The following is a 16,595-nucleotide window of genomic DNA, read 5'->3' on the forward strand; positions in this document are numbered from 1 at the left end:
TGCGCAAATATAGCGATAAAAAGCGGGGGAAAGCAAATTTAACCGTCCCTATTATTTGTATAATCCGGAGGTCCGACAAATAACATATTATTGATTTACAAGAAAATAGCGCCAAATATCGTTTATATTTTTCCGAGCACCCGTCCCAGCGGGCTTTTCCTGCGCTAACTTTGCAGAAAATCGAACCGTAAACCAAGATCGAAAAAACAATGAAAACCTCCGTAAAACTTTTGCTCGCCCTCGTGACGGCAGCAGCGGCCATTGCGCCGGCCGGCGCCCAGCAGGTCGTCGGATGGGACGAAGCCTACCGACAGGCCGACGCCCGGATCGCACGACTGACCCTCGACGAGAAGATCTCGTTCATGCGCGGCTACTCCTCTTTCTTCTTCTACGGCGTGCCCGAAAAAGACATGCCCTACATCTATCTCTCCGACGCCACGCAGGGCGTACACATGCGCGACAACCTGTCCGATCCCACGATGGTCCGGCAGTTGGAGCGTTCGACGGCCTTCCCGTGTCCGATAGCACTCGCGGCGACCTTCAATCCGTCGCTGGCCTATAAATATGCCGAGGCCGTAGGCGAAGAGTGCCGGGCAGGAGGTATCGAGGTATTGCTGGGTCCGGGTATGAACATCTACCGCAACTCGCAGAACGGACGCAACTTCGAATACATGGGCGAAGACCCGCTGCTCTCGTCGGCGATGGTCGCCGAATACGTGAAGGGCATGCAGTCGACGGGAACCGTCGCGTGTCTGAAACACTTCATCTGCAACGAAACGGAGTTCTACCGCCGCCGCTCCAATTCGATCGTCGACGAACGGGCGCTGCACGAGATCTACCTGCCGCCGTTCAAAGCCGGTATCGACGCGGGTGTAGGCTATGTGATGACCTCCTACAACCGCCTCAACGGAGAATGGGCCGGGCAGAACGCCGACCTGATCCAGCGTATCCTGCGCGGCGAACTGGGATTCCAGGGCTGCGTGATGAGCGACTGGACCTCGGTGAACGATACGGAGAAGGTGGTTAAAAGCGGCCAGAACGTCGAAATGCCGGGTCGCAAGGAGTTCTTCGGCGAGGTGCGCGAACTGCTCAAGACGGGCCGCATCACGGAGAAGGACATTGAAAAGATGATCCGCCCCAACATCGCCACGAGCATTGCATTCGGTCTTTACGACCGGGAAAAATACGTTCCCGAACTGTTGGAGAAATTCCCGGCACACAAACAGACCGGCTACGAGGTAGCCGCAGAGGGCATCGTACTGCTGCGTAACAACGGCATCCTGCCGCTGGCCCCGGGCCGCAAAATCCTGCTTACGGGACGCTTCACCGAAGCGATTCCGCGCACGGGAGGCAGCACGTCGTCCTCGGCCGAGGTACTGGGCTACGACAATGTGACCCTGACTGCGGCCCTCCGCAGCGTCTACGGCGACGCGGTCCGCGTCGTCGAAAAACCCTCCCGCGAGGAGTTGGCGGCGGCCGACGTGGTCCTGCTGTCGACGGGAACGATCGACGTAGAGTCGTTCGAACGCCCCTTCGCACTGCCCAAGGAGGAGGAAGCCTTCGTCCGCACGGCGGTCGAGGCCAATCCCAATACCATCGTGCTGGTCAACTCGGGTTCGGGTATCCGCATGGGCGGCTGGAACGGCAAGGCCGCGGCGGTTATCTACGGCTGGTATCCGGGACAAAGCGGATTCACGGCGCTGGCCGACATCCTTTCGGGCAAACTGTCGCCCTCGGGCAAACTGCCGATGACCATCGAGAAGGAGTTCAACGATTCGCCGGCCAAAGGCACGATGCCCGCCGGTGCTGAGTTCTACAACAAAGCGCCCCGCGCCTACAACGAACGCCTGATCCAACTCTACGACATCGACTACAAGGAGTCGGTGCTGGTCGGCTACCGCTGGTACGAAACCAAGGGTGTCGAACCGCTCTACCCCTTCGGATTCGGGCTTTCGTACACGACCTTTGCGCTGGAAAAACCCCGCGCCCCGAAAGTATTCCCCGCGGACAAACCGCTGAAGGTGAGCGTCACGCTGACCAACACGGGCGACCGCGAAGGCGCGGAGGTCGTACAACTCTACGTCTCGGAGAACAATCCGACGGTGCTCCGTCCGAAAAAGGAGTTGAAAGGCTTCCGGAAGGTAGCCGTAGCCCCCGGCAAAAGCACCGTCGTGGAGTTCGAACTCGACCGGCAGGCGCTGGCGTTCTGGGACACACAGTCGCGCGGCTGGAAAGTCAACCCGGGCGAATACACCCTTTCGCTGGGAACCTCGTCGGCCGACATCGCCGCTACGCTGCCCGTTACGGTAAAATAGACAAGAAACACCTGACAAAAGCGCCGCATCTGTAACAGATGCGGCGCTTTTCGTATCGGGAAATACCCTCCTACTCCCACTCGATGGTTGCGGGCGGTTTCGAGGAGATGTCGTACACGACGCGGTTGACCCCCTTGACTTTGTTGATGATGTCGTTCGAAAGATCGGCCAGGAACTCGTAGGGCAAATGCACCCAGTCGGCCGTCATGCCGTCGGTCGAGGTCACGGCACGCAGGGCCACGCAGCTTTCGTAAGTACGCTCGTCGCCCATCACGCCGACGCTCTTCACCGGAAGCAGGATAGCTCCCGCCTGCCACACCTGGTCGTAAAGCCCGGCGGCACGCAGCGAGTCGATATAGATTTTATCCACGTTCTGGAGGATTTCGACCTTCTCGGGCGTGATGTCGCCCAGGATACGGATCGCAAGGCCCGGTCCCGGGAAGGGATGGCGGCCTATCAACTGCTCGGAAATACCCATCGAACGACCCACGCGGCGCACTTCGTCCTTGAACAGCAGGCGCAGCGGTTCGACAATGCGAAGGTTCATCTTCTCGGGAAGTCCGCCGACGTTGTGGTGCGACTTGATCGTAGCCGAAGGGCCGTTGACCGAGCACGACTCGATCACGTCGGGGTAAATCGTACCTTGCGCCAGCCACTTGACATCCTTGATCTGGATGGCCTCTTCGTTGAAAACCTCCACGAAGTCGCGGCCGATGATCTTGCGTTTCGTTTCAGGATCCGTAACGCCCGCCAGGTCGCCGAGGAATTTGGCCGAGGCATTCACGCCCTTGACGTTCAGGCCCATGTGCTTATACGATTCGAGCACCTCCGCAAACTCGTTCTTGCGCAGCAGGCCCGAATCGACGAAAACGCAGTAGAGGTTCTTACCGATGGCCTTGTGCAGCAGCACGGCGGCTACCGACGAATCGACGCCGCCCGAAAGTGCCAGCACGACCTTGTCGTCGCCCAGCTTCTCGCGCAACTCGCGCACGGTCGACTCCACGAAACTCTCCGAGGTCCACGACTGTTCGCAGCCGCAGATGTCCACGACGAAGTTCTTGAGCAACTGCGTGCCGTCGGTCGAGTGGTAAACCTCCGGGTGGAACTGGATGCCCCAGGTCTGCTCGCCCTCGATGTGGAACGCGGCGACACGCACGTCTTCGGTGCTGGCGACCAGTTTATAGGTTTCGGGCACACGCGTAATGGTGTCGCCGTGCGACATCCACACCTGCGTGCGGGCAGGAAGTCCCTGCATCAGCGCATCCGACGAATCGCCCACGGTAAGCATCGCGCGGCCGTATTCGCGGCTGGGAGCGGGCTGCACCTCACCGCCGAAAGCCGAGGCAAGGTATTGAGCTCCGTAGCAGACGCCGAGCAGCGGCAGTTTGCCCTTGATGGCCGAAAGATCGGGGGTCGGGGCCTGGGCGTCCCGCACGGAGAAGGGGCTGCCCGAGAGAATCACGCCCCGAACCGACGCGTCGAGCGGCGGAACTTTGTTGAAGGGGTGGATTTCGCAATAGACGCAGAGTTCGCGCACACGCCGTGCAATGAGCTGCGTGTACTGCGAACCGAAGTCGAGAATCAGGATTTTTTCCATCTATTTCAGATTTATTTTTTCTTTTGCAAAGAGCGGTAAGCAACGTAGCCGGCCACGACCGCCGTTGCTACGAGCGACAGGGAGGTGAGCGTCCGGTTGTCCGACAAAAGATAGGTCAGCAGTCCCAGTACGGCGACGATCGCTGCCATCCATTCGTACCAGGCCGGTTGTTTCGAATCACCCGCCATCGCAACTAACGCTCGCTCGAATAGTTAGGCGCTTCGCTCGTGATGGCCACGTCGTGCGGATGGCTCTCCAGCATACCCGAAGCCGTAATGCGGATGAAGCGGGCCTGCTTGAGCGCCCCGATGTCCTTTGCCCCGCAGTAGCCCATACCCGAACGGACTCCGCCGATGAGCTGGTAAACCGTCTCGGAGAGGGAGCCCTTGAACGGCACGCGCGCAGCGATGCCTTCGGGAACGAGTTTGCTGATGTTGCCCTCACAGCCCTTCTGGAAATAACGGTCGGCCGATCCGGCCTTCATGGCGTCGATCGACCCCATGCCGCGGTAGCTCTTGAACTTACGGCCGTTGAAGATAATCGTTTCGCCCGGAGCCTCCTCCGTACCGGCGAACATCGAACCGATCATCACGCAGTCGCCGCCCGCAGCCAGCGCCTTCACCAGGTCGCCCGAATAGCGCAGGCCGCCGTCGGCAATCACCGGAACGCCGCTTTCACTAGCTACGGAAGCCACGTCGTAGATGGCCGTCAACTGGGGAACGCCCACACCCGCGATGATACGCGTCGTACAGATCGAACCCGGACCGATACCGACCTTCACGCCGTCGGCGCCGTTCTCGATCAGGTAGCGCGCCGCACCGCCCGTGGCGATGTTACCCACCACAACGTCGAGCGAGGGATAAGTCTCCTTGATGCGTTTGAGCATCGAAACGATATTGGCCGAATGGCCGTGTGCGGAATCGAGGACAACGGCGTCGACATCCTCGGCAACCAGCGCTTTCACGCGGTCCATGGCGTCGGGCGTAACGCCGACGCCGGCAGCCACGCGCAGACGCCCTTTCGCATCCTTGCAGGCATTGGGATGATCCTGGACCTTGGTGATGTCCTTATACGTAATAAGCCCCACCAGATGGCCTTCGTCGTCCACCACGGGGAGCTTTTCGATCTTGCTGTTCAGCAGAATTTCCTGGGCATGGGCCAGTTCGGGATTGTGCGTCGTCACGAGGCGGTCGCCGGGAGTCATCACCTCTTCGATGCGGCGCGTCATGTCGCGCTGGAAACGCAGGTCGCGGTTGGTGACGATGCCGATGAGGATTTTATCCGAATCCACGACCGGAATGCCTCCGATCCGGTTCTCTTTCATCAGATTCAGCGCGTCGCCGACGGTGTGGTCCTTGGAAATGGTCACCGGATCGTAGATCATGCCGTTCTCGGCGCGTTTCACCTTGCGGACCTGGGCGGCCTGTTCGGCAATGGTCATATTCTTGTGGATCACGCCGATTCCGCCTTCGCGTGCCAAAGCAATCGCCAGCGGCGCTTCGGTAACCGTGTCCATAGCGGCGGACACAATGGGGATGTTGAGCTTGATATTTCGCGAGAAACGGGTCTGGACATTGACCTCTCGCGGCAACACTTCCGAATAGGCGGGTATAAGCAGCACATCGTCGAAGGTAAGTCCTTCGGGCTGAACCCTTTCATTGATAAAAGACATAATGAACGTGGATTTTTGTTGCTCGCAAATGTAGTGATTATTTTCGAAACGGCCTAATTTCCGGCCCGATCCGTCGATTTTTTTATCAACATTTTATCAAGGAACTCTCCGCAGAAGGCTTTTTTTAGTAACTTCGACACGCAAACCAACCGGCTTTCCCAAAATGAACCGAATCCTGTTTCTCCTGCTGACCGCCGTCGTCTCGGCCTGCGCTCCCCGGCATACCGTCACGGGCCGGATCGACGGACTGACAAACGACACGCTGCTTATCACCTTCTGCGCCATCGAAGATATACCCCGACTCTCGGGCGATTCCGACGCCCGGATTACGTTCGACACAATCGTAGCACCCAACGGACGACTGGCCTATGACATCGCCGTGGAACGGCCGGCGCAAATCATCCTCACACCCGTGCAACTCACGGAGTTCCACCATGGGAAGCGCTATCCCACCAATACTTCCAACATGAAGTGTTTTCTTGACAAAGGCGAACGTGTCGTACTCGCGGGCCGGATCGACTCGACGGTTTTCAACTGCACGCTCTCGGGCACGCGTCTCAATGAAGATTACAGCCGCCATTATCAGGAACTGCTGCCGTTCTGGGTCGAAAGCCAGCGATTACAAGATGCCATAGCCGGAAAAACCCGCGCGGAACAGAAGGCGCTGTATGACAGATTCCAGGAAACGATGTCCCGTCGTGAAACCTGCGAAATGGAATATATCAATGCAAATCCGGACAATCCGCTTGCGGGATACTGCCTGCGGCGGATTCCGTCCGACAGCGTACTTGCCTATTATGAACGGCTGGGCGACGCAGCCCGCAACTCGATGTTCCGCCCATTGCTCGAACCGTTACTGGTCAAAGCCGAGAAACACCGGCAGGTCCGGCAGGCAAAAGCAAAGATCGTTTCCGGACACCCCGCACCGGACTTCACGCTGAAAACCACCGACGGCAAAGACTTCACCCTCTCGTCGCTGCGGGGGAAATATGTCGTGCTCGACTTCTGGGGAAGTTGGTGCGGATGGTGCATCAAGGGATTTCCGGAGATGAAAAAGATGTATGAACGCTACAAAGGGAAACTGGAAATCGTCGGCATCGATTGCAGGGACACACCTGAAAAATGGCTTCAGGCTGTTGCCGAACACCGACTGCCATGGATCAACGTCTACAACCCGGCGGAAACTCCGCCGTCGGAAGATGTCGCAGTCAGATATGCCGTCGAGGGATTCCCGACCAAAATCGTCATCGACCCGGAAGGCCGTATCGCCTCGACATTCAGCGGTGAGGGCCCCGATTTTTACGAGTCACTGCACAAGACGCTGAAATAGGCAGCAAAAGGCCCGGCTTTCAAACCGGGCCTTTTACAGACAGCGCAACGCTTAATACTGCTCCTTCTCGTTGGGGAAATCACAGTCCTTGACATCCTTGACATACTGCTCCACGGCCCCGGTCATCACCGAATGCAGATCGGCATAACGACGCAGGAAACGCGGCGAGAAGCCTTTGTTGATGCCCAGCATGTCGTGAATCACAAGTACCTGGCCGTCGCAGCCCCCGCCTGCGCCGATACCGATCGTCGGCGCGGAAATCTCCTTCGTGACCCGGGCGGCCAACTCGGCCGGAATTTTTTCGAGCACGATGCCGAAACATCCCGCATCGCTCAGCAGGTGTGCGTCACGCAACAGCTTCTCGGCCTCGGCCTCCTCCTTGGCGCGAACGGCATAAGTGCCGAACTTGTGGATCGACTGGGGCGTCAGGCCGAGGTGTCCCATGATGGGAATGCCGGCCGACAGGATGCGCTGCACCGATTCGAGGATCTCCTCGCCGCCTTCCATCTTCACGGCATCGGCTTCGGTCTCCTTCATGATGCGGACAGCCGAGTCGAGGGCCACCTTCGAGTTGCCCTGGTAGGTTCCGAACGGCAGGTCGACAACGACCAGCGCACGCTCTACGGCGCGTACGACCGAGCGTGCGTGGTAAATCATCATATCGAGGGTGATGGGAACCGTGGTCTCGTAGCCGGCCATCACATTGGCAGCCGAGTCGCCCACGAGGATCACGTCGATACCTGCGGCATCGACGATCTTCGCCATCGAATAATCGTAAGAGGTAAGCATGGCGATCTTTTCGCCCCGCTGCTTCATTTCCGTAAGGCGGTAAGTCGTAACCGCACGAACTGTACTTTCAACAGACATTACTTCGGATTTTAATTTTTAAATCGGGGCAAAGATAGCGCAAGCCGAGCGCAATGACAAATTTATTTGAGCATTGCCAAGGCGCAGTCTGTCTAAACCGGCCCCCGGTAAAGTCGCGCAAGCCGAGCGCAATGGCAAATTTATTTTGAGCAGGACAGAACAGCGGCGGCAAAGCCGGTTTCCGGCCCTAAAAACAACCTTTCAGTTGGGCGAAGAAAGTCCACAAAACGACACCGCCCGAGACCGACACGTTGATCGAATGTTTCACGCCCACCTGCGGAATCTCGACAGCTCCGTCGCACAGGTCGACGGCCTCCTGCCCTACGCCGTCGACTTCGTTGCCGAAGACGAGCGCATACTTCACGCCCGGCTGTGTGCGGAAATCGTCGAGCATCACGGCCCCTTCGACCTGCTCCACGGCGTAGATCGCATAGCCCTCTTCACGCAGCCGCGCGATACACTCCTCCGTCGTGCCGTAATAACTCCAGGGTACGGTCAGTTCGGCGCCCAGGGCCGTCTTGTGGATGTCGCGGCTGGGCGGCGTGGCGGTGATGCCGCACAGGGCGATCCGCTCCACGGCGAAGGCGTCGCCCGTGCGAAAAAAGGCCCCGACGTTCTGCGACGAACGAACGTTGTCCAGGACTACCGCGACAGGCATCTTCGCCATTGCGGCGAACTCCGAAACCGAAGGCCGGCCGAGCTCTTCGTTGGTGATTTTACGCATAATGGGTCGGAATGTATGATTTCGGGGGCAAAAGTAAATAAAATTAAAATCTTTTCCTTACTTTTGTCAGCTATATTCCGTTGATCCCTATGAAAAAACTCTTACTCTTGCTCGCCCTTTCCGGAAGCACCCTCGCAGGATACTCGCAGGAGATTCTGTTAGGAACCGATTTCAAAATGTATTTCGACAACAAGGAGTTCGGCAGCAATGAATTTGCCGTTCCGGGTTTGGACATCGAATCCGGAACGGATTTTGCGGCCCGGCTGACGCCCCGCGTGGGCATCCGGTGGGACGAGAAAAACACGCTCGTCATCGCCGCGGACATGATCAAAAATTTCGGTTCGGCGGAATCGGCCTATCTTTCGGAGATCAAGCCCGTCTTCTACTACCAGTTCCAGACGCCCAAGGTGACAGCCGTGGCCGGTATCTTCACACGCGACATGATGCACGACGACGACTATTCGACGGCGTTCTTCACCGAGTCGTACCGCTTCTACCACAACCGCATGAACGGTGTGCTGGCGCAGTACAACGGCAAACGGAACTCCTACGTCGAATTCGCCTGCGACTGGGAAGGCATGTATTCCACCCTCTCGCGCGAGAAATTCCGCATCCTGCTCGCCGGGCGTCACTACCTCGACACCTTCTACTACGGATTCAACTATTCGATGTTCCACTTCGCCGGCCAGAAAGACGCGGCCCTGGAGAACGTCGTCGACCTGCAGTTGCTAAACCCCTGCGTCGGCGTGAAGTTCAACGCCTTCTTCGATTTCGACATCAAACTGGGAGCTTTGCTCACAGCTCAGCGCGACCGCAGTTTCGGACACAAATGGGAAAAGCCCTGCATGGGAGAATTCGCCTTCAGGATCAGCCGCTGGGGCTTCTCGCTCGACGAAAGGCTGTATGTAGGGGACAATATCCACCCCTTCTTCTACGGAAACGAGCTGGAGAACAACGACGGTACGACAACCCACATCCCCTACGGCCGCGAGCTCTACCCGGGTGAGAGTTTTTTCCGCACCGATCAAAAAGTATACAGCCGCACGGCGCTCTCCTACCGCCGCTCGTTCTTCGACGACACAGTCTCGGTCCGTGCCGAGTTCGCCGCCCATCACGACGGAACCGCCCTGGGAACCCAGCAGATGCTGGTCGTGGGCGTGAAACTGCTCAAAACGGTTTACAACAGTAAAAATCATAAAAAATAGCAATATCCAACCATATGGCAAGCGAAACAAACGAAACACGGGAGAAGTCGCTGAACTTCCTTGAAGAGATTATCGAAGAGTCGATCGCAAAGGGCGAAACGCGCGTACAGACCCGTTTCCCGCCCGAGCCGAACGGCTACCTGCATATCGGCCACGCCAAGAGCATCTGCATCAACTTCGGCCTGGCCAAGAAATACGGCGGCAAATGCAACCTGCGTTTCGACGACACGAACCCCGTCAAGGAGGACGTGGAATACGTCGACTCGATCAAGCGCGACATCCAGTGGCTGGGATTCCAATGGGAGCTGGAACGCTATGCGTCGGACTATTTCGACCAACTCTACGAGTGGGCCGTCGTCCTGATCAAAAAGGGGCTGGCTTACGTCGACGACCAGACGCAGGAGCAGATTCGCGAGAACCGCGGCACGGTTTCGGTTCCGGGTACGCCCTCGCCCTGGCGCGACCGCTCGGTCGAGGAGAACCTCGACCTGTTCGTCCGCATGAAGAACGGTGAATTTCCCGACGGGGCGAAGGTGCTGCGCGCTAAAATCGACATGGCGCACCCGAACATGCTGTTCCGCGACCCGCTGATGTACCGCATCATCCACACCAGCCACCACCGCACGGGCGACAAATGGTGCATCTACCCGATGTACGACTACGCCCACGGCCAGAGCGACTCGATCGAGCAGATCACCCATTCGATCTGCACGCTCGAATTCGACGTACACCGCCCGCTCTACGACTGGTTCATCCAGGCGCTAGAGATATTCCCCTCGCACCAGTACGAATTCGCACGTCTGAACCTCACCTATACGATGATGTCGAAGCGCAAACTGCTCAAGCTCGTGCAGGAAGGCGCCGTGATGGGCTGGGACGATCCCCGCATGCCGACCATCTGCGCCCTGCGCCGCAAAGGTTATACACCCGCCTCGGTACGCAATTTCGCCGAAATGGTGGGCGTCGCCAAACGCGACAACGTGATCGACCTGGGCAAACTGGAATACTGCGTGCGCGAAGACCTGAACAAGGTCGCCGAGCGACGCATGGCCGTGCTGAATCCGCTGAAGGTCGTGATCACGAACTACGACGATGCGAAGACCGAGCTCTTCACGGCGATCAACAACCCGGAGGACGAAGCCGCCGGAACGCGTCAGGTTCCCTTCTCGAAGGTAATCTACATCGAGCGCGACGATTTTATGGAGGAGCCGCCCAAAAAGTTCTTCCGCCTCTGCCCCGGCGGCGAAGTGCGCCTGCGCTACGCCTACCTGATCAAGTGCGAGGAGGTCGTGAAAGACGCCGAAGGCAATATCACCGAGCTGCGCTGCACTTACGACCCGATGTCGGGCGAAGGTTCGTCGAGCGACGGCCGCCGCGTAAAGGGCGTGATCCACTGGGTGTCGGCGAAGGATGCCGTAGAGGCTGAAGTCCGGTTGTTCAACCCGCTCTTCACCAAAGAAGATCCCGACGACGTAGCCGAAGGCCAGACCTGGGAGGACAACCTCAATCCGGAGTCGATGGTCAAGGTCATGGGTTACCTGGAGCCGTCGCTGCGCGATATCCCGGTAGGACAGGCCGTGCAGTTCGAGCGCGTGGGCTACTTCTGCCCCGACACCGACTCGACGCCCGAGCACCTTGTATTCAACCGCACGGTGACGCTCAAGGACTCGTGGGCTAAAATCAATAAATAAGCAGTCAACATCTATCTCAAAAAGGCATCCGAATTATTTCGGATGCCTTTTTGAGGTATTTTTCGCCCGGTCTTTCCGTTTTTTGATTATCTTTGGGAAATTAACAAACGACGGGATCGGATGTATCTGTTATTATCGATAGGGATAGTCGTGTTGGCGGCAGCCTGTGTTTTTCTGGTCTGGCGCTGCTATTATCAATGCCGATATATAAAGATAAGCAAACGCGTCAACGACGAAGTACTGCGCAACGTAGCCGCTTATATCCTGCTGGTCGATCCGGATTTCGATGTCCTGCAAACCAACTATTACACCCTGACCGGCACGCCCCTGCCATCCCGGCCGCCCAAGGTCGGCAACCTGCTGCGCTGTAAAAACGGCGAGGATGCCGGGATCTGCGGGACACACGACCTATGCGCCGACTGTCCGGTCCGCGCGGCCATCGGCGAAGCGTTCCGGTCGAAAAAAGGGTTCTCCGGGCTGGAAGCCCCGATGGTGCTTTACACTTCCGACGACCACTCCGAGGCCATCGACTGCGACGTGAGCGTGTCGGGCAATTTCCTGACCATAGCCGGAGAATCCCGTGTCGTGCTGACCGTGAGCGATATCACAGCCCAGAAACGCACGCAGCGCGAATTGGAGAAGGCACGCATTCATGCCGAAGAGTCCGACCGCATGAAGTCGTTCTTCCTGACAAACACGACCCACGAGTTGCGCACGCCGCTCAACGCCATCGTCGGTTTTTCGGAACTGCTCATGACCGATTCCGCCCCCGAAGATAAACAGGAGTACATGCGCATCATCCGCCTGAACAGCGAAGTATTGTTGCATCTGATAAACGACCTGCTCGACCTCTCGAAAATCGAAACCGGAACGCTCGACTACGAATATTCGGACGTAGAACTGAACGCCGTGATGGAGGAGCTGGAAGGCGGTTTCCGCATCCGCCAGCCGGAGAACAGCCCCGTGCGGATCACTTTTCACAGACAATATCCCGCAAGCTATCTCCATACGGACCGCAAGCGGCTGATCCAGGTGGTTGCAAACTTTTTGAGCAACGCCGTGAAATTCACGGCAAAAGGCTCCATCGACTTCGGATTCGAAATCCGCGGCAGCGAACTCTACATCTATGTCACCGACACGGGAACAGGCATCTCGGAAGAGCACCAGCGGGAACTTTTCCAGCGGTTTACCAAAGCAGGATCGTTCAAGCAGGGCATCGGCATCGGGCTGGCGATCTCGAAGTCGATCGTCGAAACGCTGGGAGGAGACATCGGTGTCGAATCCCAAATCGGGAAAGGCTCGACCTTCTGGTTCACGCTGCCCTACGGGACGCAACAATAATCACGGACGCGGCGTCCGCTCCGTCCGCGGTTTCCAGACCTCCCCGCCCCTGCGCAAGGGAATAAAGCAGGCCTGCTCCTTCCAACTCCCTTCGACCCAGTAGGCATCCCAGCGCGTTACGGAACGGAAAGTTCGTACCGCCGCCTGCAAGCGCGGATCGGCGGAGTCGCTGACAATCTCTTTTTCCGGCATCAGCAACTGCGCCCGGGCAATCCGCACGACCCGGCCCGTGGAATCGGCGGCAAAAACCATGCAAAGCGTCAGCACATCGGGCAACTCACCGACATACAGGCTGTCGAACGCCGCGGCGGCGCGCCGTACATTATCCTCCAAATCCATACCCTTTTTATAAAGGCGGTTTCGGTAGGCTTTCGTCTCCCTGACACGCCCCTCGGACACCTTGGCGATCCATTCCCGTTCGAGGTTCCGCATAAATCCGTCGTGCTGGTAATGGACCATGCCGCCCGTGCCATAGCGAATCTCCCCGCTGAACCAGCCGGCTCGGGCATGTGGACCTTCTGCAAATTCGGGAACCAACTCCGCTCCGGAAATAACGAAGTCGCCGTCCTCGGTGTTCATGCGCTCAAGCCACAATATGCCCTCCCCGTCCAACCGCCAGACTCCGATACAGCGTCGCCAGCAAGCCGTGGAGCCGGAGGCGTTGAGCACGTCCAGCCGTTTTTCGAGCCGGGCGAGCACAGCCGAATCTGCCGTCTCCAGCGGCAGGGCAAACAGGCACATCGTATCGCGCCCGACGATAAGCCGCTCGGCAGCCTGTCCGGTCGCCGAAACGCGGAAAGGCAGTAAGGCAGCAGCAACTAACAACAGGAGAAAGGCGCGTATCATAAGCAACGGGATTTTCTGAAAGATACGCAAATTCGCACGCATTTACAAATCCCCGCCACCATTTTCTGCACGGCAGGCCGTACCAAAACGCAACGGGGCCGGGAAGACAGTCTTCCCGGCCCCGTACGATCATAGCCGGACCGGTGCGGCAGCGGCTACGCCAGCGGAATGTAAATCTCGGTTTTCAGCTTTTCGGCCGGAACCCGGTCGGGACTGTTGATATACTTTTCGAAACAGGGACTGTCGCGCAGTTCACACCCGCTTCCGGGCAGCCACTCGCCGCAAATCTTCTTATAAGCGGCTCCCAGTCCGGTGTAGGGACCCGTATGGAGGAATACGGCGTATTTGCCTCCGGCAATCTCCTTCACGCCGATATCGCCGTCGGCAACCGGCCCTGCGGGCAGCGCCAGACAGACATCGCAGCGAAGGTCGCCATCCTGCGAAATATCGGGGTCGTTGTGATAAATAACAATGTTCTCGACCCCGGCCGAAAAGAGTTTGTGCTCCTTGACATAGCTCCACAGGCGAAGGAAATACGAACAATAGTCGACCTGGCTGTAATTTCCCTGTGCGCGGATGTAAGCCACGGTTTTAACGGGAATCTCCCGGATTTTGGGTTTCGACAACCGGATTTCGGCGTCGGGGTGCATGTTGCTGTTCATCATCGGACGGTTTTTAGTGATTCGGTACGTTTTGGGCGAGATGCCGAAAAACCGCCGGAACGCCTTGCTCAGCGACGAGGGCGTGTCGTAGCCCACGCGGTAAGCAACCTCCGACACGGGAATGTCCGTATAGCGCAGCAGCCGTGCGGCGGTCTCGATCCGCGTACGGACGATGAATTCGCCGATAGGCTCGCCGAGCATCGCCGAAACGATGCGGTGGAAATGGTACGGGGAAAAAGCCGAAATTCCGGCCAGGGTGCGCAGGTCGATCTCCTCGTCGAGGTGCATCCGGATATACTCGACGACCAGGTTCAGGCGCCGTTGGTAATCGTTCGTTGTGGCAGGTTTGTTCTTCATCTCGCAGCAAAGGTAACGCATGCCGCACGAAGCGACTTTTCCAGTCTTGCGGATTTCACCCTCAGCGCATCATACTGCCGAAGGTACGCCGCCCGAAAAGATAGCGCAGCACCACCGAGCCGCGGTAGATGTTCTCCGACGCCGAACCTTTGCGGGTTTCGCGAATCGCTCGGCGCTTGCGGGCCAAGGCCCCGTGCCAGCGGATGAAGTCGCCGTAAGCGCGGAATACGGCCCGGAAATTATCCCTGCGGCCCTGCACCAGGTACGACAGCGCAGCGAGCACATCGAGCACCGGGCGCGCAACGGCCACGAAAAGCCGCTGTGCGGGCGAGGTGCATTTATAGAGCATGGCGAGGTTGTTCCGGTGGTTGTAGAAAACCTTGGTCGGAGAATCGGTCTGGAGCGTACCCCCTCCCAGATGGTAAACCGTGCTCTGCGGCACGATCCGCACGCGGTAACCGGCCAGTTGCATCCGCCAGCAGAGGTCGATCTCCTCCATATGGGCAAAGAAATCGCCGTCGAAACCGCCCAGCGCCCGGAACACGTCGGCCCGGCAGCAGAAAGCCGCACCGCTCACCCAGAAAACGTCGCGCTGGTCGTCGTACTGGCCCCGGTCCTTCTCCACGCGGCGCAGGATGCGGCCCCGGCAGAAAGGATAGCCCAGGTAGTCGATAAAACCGCCCGAAGCCCCGGCGTATTCGAACTCCGTCCGGTCGGCATAGGAAATCAGTTTCGGAGCGACTACCGCCACGTCGGGATTGCGGTCCAGGCAGTCGAGGATAGGTTCGAGCCATCCCGCGGGAGTCTCTATATCGGAGTTGAGCAACAGGTAATAGTCGGCGTCGATCCCCTCCAGCGCCCGGTTGTAGCCCCCGGCAAAGCCGTAGTTGGCATCCATGCACAGGACCGAGACAGACGGAAATTCAGCAGCGAGCACCGCCACGGAATCGTCTGTCGAACCGTTGTCGGCAACGATGACCTCGACGCCTTCGGGCGCCGCAGCCACGACAGACGGCAGAAAACGGCGCAGGTGCTCTACGCCGTTCCAGTTAAGTATTACGATTTTAGCGACAGCCATGAATTCGTTTGTGTTTCCAGCGACGATGCGACCACATCCACAGTTCGGGACACTCGCAAATCATCTTCTCCAGTTTACGAACGTAACGTTCCGTGATTTCGTATTCGGCAACCTCTTCTTTACCGTCATAAATCAGTTCGAAGGACATCTGATAACGGCCCCGCCGGAGGCGTTCCATCTTCACGAAGTAGACCGGAAGGTTACAGCGCAAGGCCAGTTTTTCGCCGCCGTCGAAAAAGATCGTATCCTGATTGAGGAAGCGGAACCAATGGCTGTCGGGCCGCCGCGGAGGGTTTTGGTCGGCGATAAGCCCCATCACGAGGTTCTTGCCTTCGACGCCCTTCGCCCGGTTGCGCAGGTAGAAGCGCAGGCTCTCTTTCATCGAAACGGTCATCGAATTCTCGTAGTTGCGCAGCCGCTGGTAGAGTTCCTCCATCACCACGCTGCGCAGCGGATGGTAAACGGCGACCAGCATCTGCGAACGCTCGTACAAGCCCCAGTAGGAGCAGTACTCCCAGCACCCGAAATGGGCCGTCATGGCGATCCAGTCACGGCCGTGCACCGCCTCGACATGCTTCTCCACGTCTTTGACCGTAAGCACCGTCCGCCCTTTCTCCTCGTTCATGTAGGCCATGTTGATCGTATCGACGAAGATTTCGGACAGCGTGCGGTAGAACTTCCGGCGGATGACGGCCAACTCCTGGCGGCTCTTTTCGGGGAACGAGTTGCGAAGGTTGGTCTTCACGACCTTCATGCGGTAGCGCAGGCAGTAATAGAGCAGGCCGAAGAGCACGTTCTCGACGACGTAGTATTTAAACCAGTAAGGCATCACGGCGAACACGCGGGCCCCCAGCCAGAGAGTTTCCAGCCAGAGACGCTGCAAGAGGTTCAGCTCGGTTCGTTTCATGCC

At 58.2% G+C, this 16,595-nt stretch carries 14 protein-coding genes; 5 read left to right on the forward strand and 9 right to left on the reverse strand.

The window, feature by feature from the left end:
• The first annotated feature begins 209 nt into the window (after positions 1 to 209).
• On the forward strand, positions 210 to 2,315 hold the full coding sequence (locus tag I2E69_RS00635; RefSeq protein WP_229095304.1) for a beta-glucosidase: 2,106 nt from the start codon (positions 210 to 212) through the stop codon (positions 2,313 to 2,315).
• A gap of 70 nt (positions 2,316 to 2,385) precedes the next feature.
• Here the strand turns inward: I2E69_RS00635 and guaA are convergent, their stop codons facing one another.
• The 3 genes from guaA to guaB are packed head-to-tail and all read right to left on the reverse strand — an operon-like array spanning position 2,386 to position 5,584.
• Positions 2,386 to 3,912 carry a glutamine-hydrolyzing GMP synthase gene (guaA, locus tag I2E69_RS00640; protein WP_195458220.1) on the reverse strand — a complete coding sequence of 509 codons (1,527 nt, stop codon included), beginning with the start codon at positions 3,910 to 3,912 and terminating at the stop codon, positions 2,386 to 2,388.
• Positions 3,913 to 3,923: 11 nt separating this feature from the next.
• Positions 3,924 to 4,061, reverse strand: a complete 138-nt coding sequence (locus I2E69_RS00645) for a hypothetical protein (RefSeq protein WP_195458221.1) — start codon at positions 4,059 to 4,061, stop codon at positions 3,924 to 3,926.
• A 44-nt stretch (positions 4,062 to 4,105) separates the two neighbouring features.
• A complete protein-coding gene (gene guaB / locus I2E69_RS00650) occupies positions 4,106 to 5,584 on the reverse strand; it encodes an IMP dehydrogenase (RefSeq protein ID WP_195458222.1) in 1,479 nt (492 codons plus the stop codon).
• Positions 5,585 to 5,747: 163 nt separating this feature from the next.
• Between guaB and I2E69_RS00655 the strand changes: the two genes are divergently transcribed.
• Complete coding sequence (locus I2E69_RS00655; protein WP_229095308.1) at positions 5,748 to 6,914, forward strand: TlpA disulfide reductase family protein; 1,167 nt, start codon at positions 5,748 to 5,750, stop codon at positions 6,912 to 6,914.
• A gap of 51 nt (positions 6,915 to 6,965) precedes the next feature.
• Here I2E69_RS00655 and panB read toward each other — a convergent pair whose 3' ends face one another.
• A complete protein-coding gene (panB, locus tag I2E69_RS00660) occupies positions 6,966 to 7,781 on the reverse strand; it encodes a 3-methyl-2-oxobutanoate hydroxymethyltransferase (RefSeq protein WP_195458223.1) in 816 nt (271 codons plus the stop codon).
• Between the two features lie 187 nt (positions 7,782 to 7,968).
• Positions 7,969 to 8,505 (reverse strand): TrmH family RNA methyltransferase, encoded by a 537-nt coding sequence (locus I2E69_RS00665; protein ID WP_195458224.1) that lies wholly within the window; start codon positions 8,503 to 8,505, stop codon positions 7,969 to 7,971.
• 89 nt (positions 8,506 to 8,594) lie between these two features.
• Between I2E69_RS00665 and I2E69_RS00670 the strand changes: the two genes are divergently transcribed.
• The 3 genes from I2E69_RS00670 to I2E69_RS00680 all read left to right on the forward strand — a co-directional run bounded on the left by I2E69_RS00670 (position 8,595) and on the right by I2E69_RS00680 (position 12,742).
• On the forward strand, positions 8,595 to 9,710 hold the full coding sequence (locus I2E69_RS00670; protein WP_195458225.1) for a hypothetical protein: 1,116 nt from the start codon (positions 8,595 to 8,597) through the stop codon (positions 9,708 to 9,710).
• Between the two features lie 14 nt (positions 9,711 to 9,724).
• Complete coding sequence (locus tag I2E69_RS00675) at positions 9,725 to 11,401, forward strand: glutamine--tRNA ligase/YqeY domain fusion protein (RefSeq protein ID WP_195458226.1); 1,677 nt, start codon at positions 9,725 to 9,727, stop codon at positions 11,399 to 11,401.
• Between the two features lie 120 nt (positions 11,402 to 11,521).
• Positions 11,522 to 12,742, forward strand: coding sequence for a sensor histidine kinase (locus I2E69_RS00680; protein ID WP_195458227.1), 1,221 nt, complete (start codon positions 11,522 to 11,524; stop codon positions 12,740 to 12,742).
• Here the strand turns inward: I2E69_RS00680 and I2E69_RS00685 are convergent, their stop codons facing one another.
• From I2E69_RS00685 to I2E69_RS00700, 4 genes are all read right to left on the reverse strand, one after another.
• Positions 12,743 to 13,588 (reverse strand): hypothetical protein, encoded by an 846-nt coding sequence (locus tag I2E69_RS00685; protein ID WP_195458228.1) that lies wholly within the window; start codon positions 13,586 to 13,588, stop codon positions 12,743 to 12,745.
• Between the two features lie 155 nt (positions 13,589 to 13,743).
• Positions 13,744 to 14,607: a GyrI-like domain-containing protein gene (locus tag I2E69_RS00690; protein ID WP_195458229.1), complete on the reverse strand. Its 864-nt coding sequence runs from the start codon at positions 14,605 to 14,607 to the stop codon at positions 13,744 to 13,746.
• A 61-nt stretch (positions 14,608 to 14,668) separates the two neighbouring features.
• Positions 14,669 to 15,685, reverse strand: a complete 1,017-nt coding sequence (locus I2E69_RS00695; protein ID WP_195458230.1) for a glycosyltransferase family 2 protein — start codon at positions 15,683 to 15,685, stop codon at positions 14,669 to 14,671.
• The gene (locus tag I2E69_RS00700) at positions 15,672 to 16,592 is read right to left on the reverse strand and encodes a lysophospholipid acyltransferase family protein (RefSeq protein ID WP_195458231.1); all 921 of its coding nucleotides are present in this window, start codon (positions 16,590 to 16,592) and stop codon (positions 15,672 to 15,674) included. The genes I2E69_RS00695 and I2E69_RS00700 overlap by 14 nt, the downstream gene beginning before the upstream one ends.
• Positions 16,593 to 16,595: the final 3 nt, after the last annotated feature.

Source organism: Alistipes sp. D31t1_170403_E11 (genome assembly GCF_015553985.1).
GTDB classification, from domain to species: domain Bacteria; phylum Bacteroidota; class Bacteroidia; order Bacteroidales; family Rikenellaceae; genus Alistipes; species Alistipes montrealensis.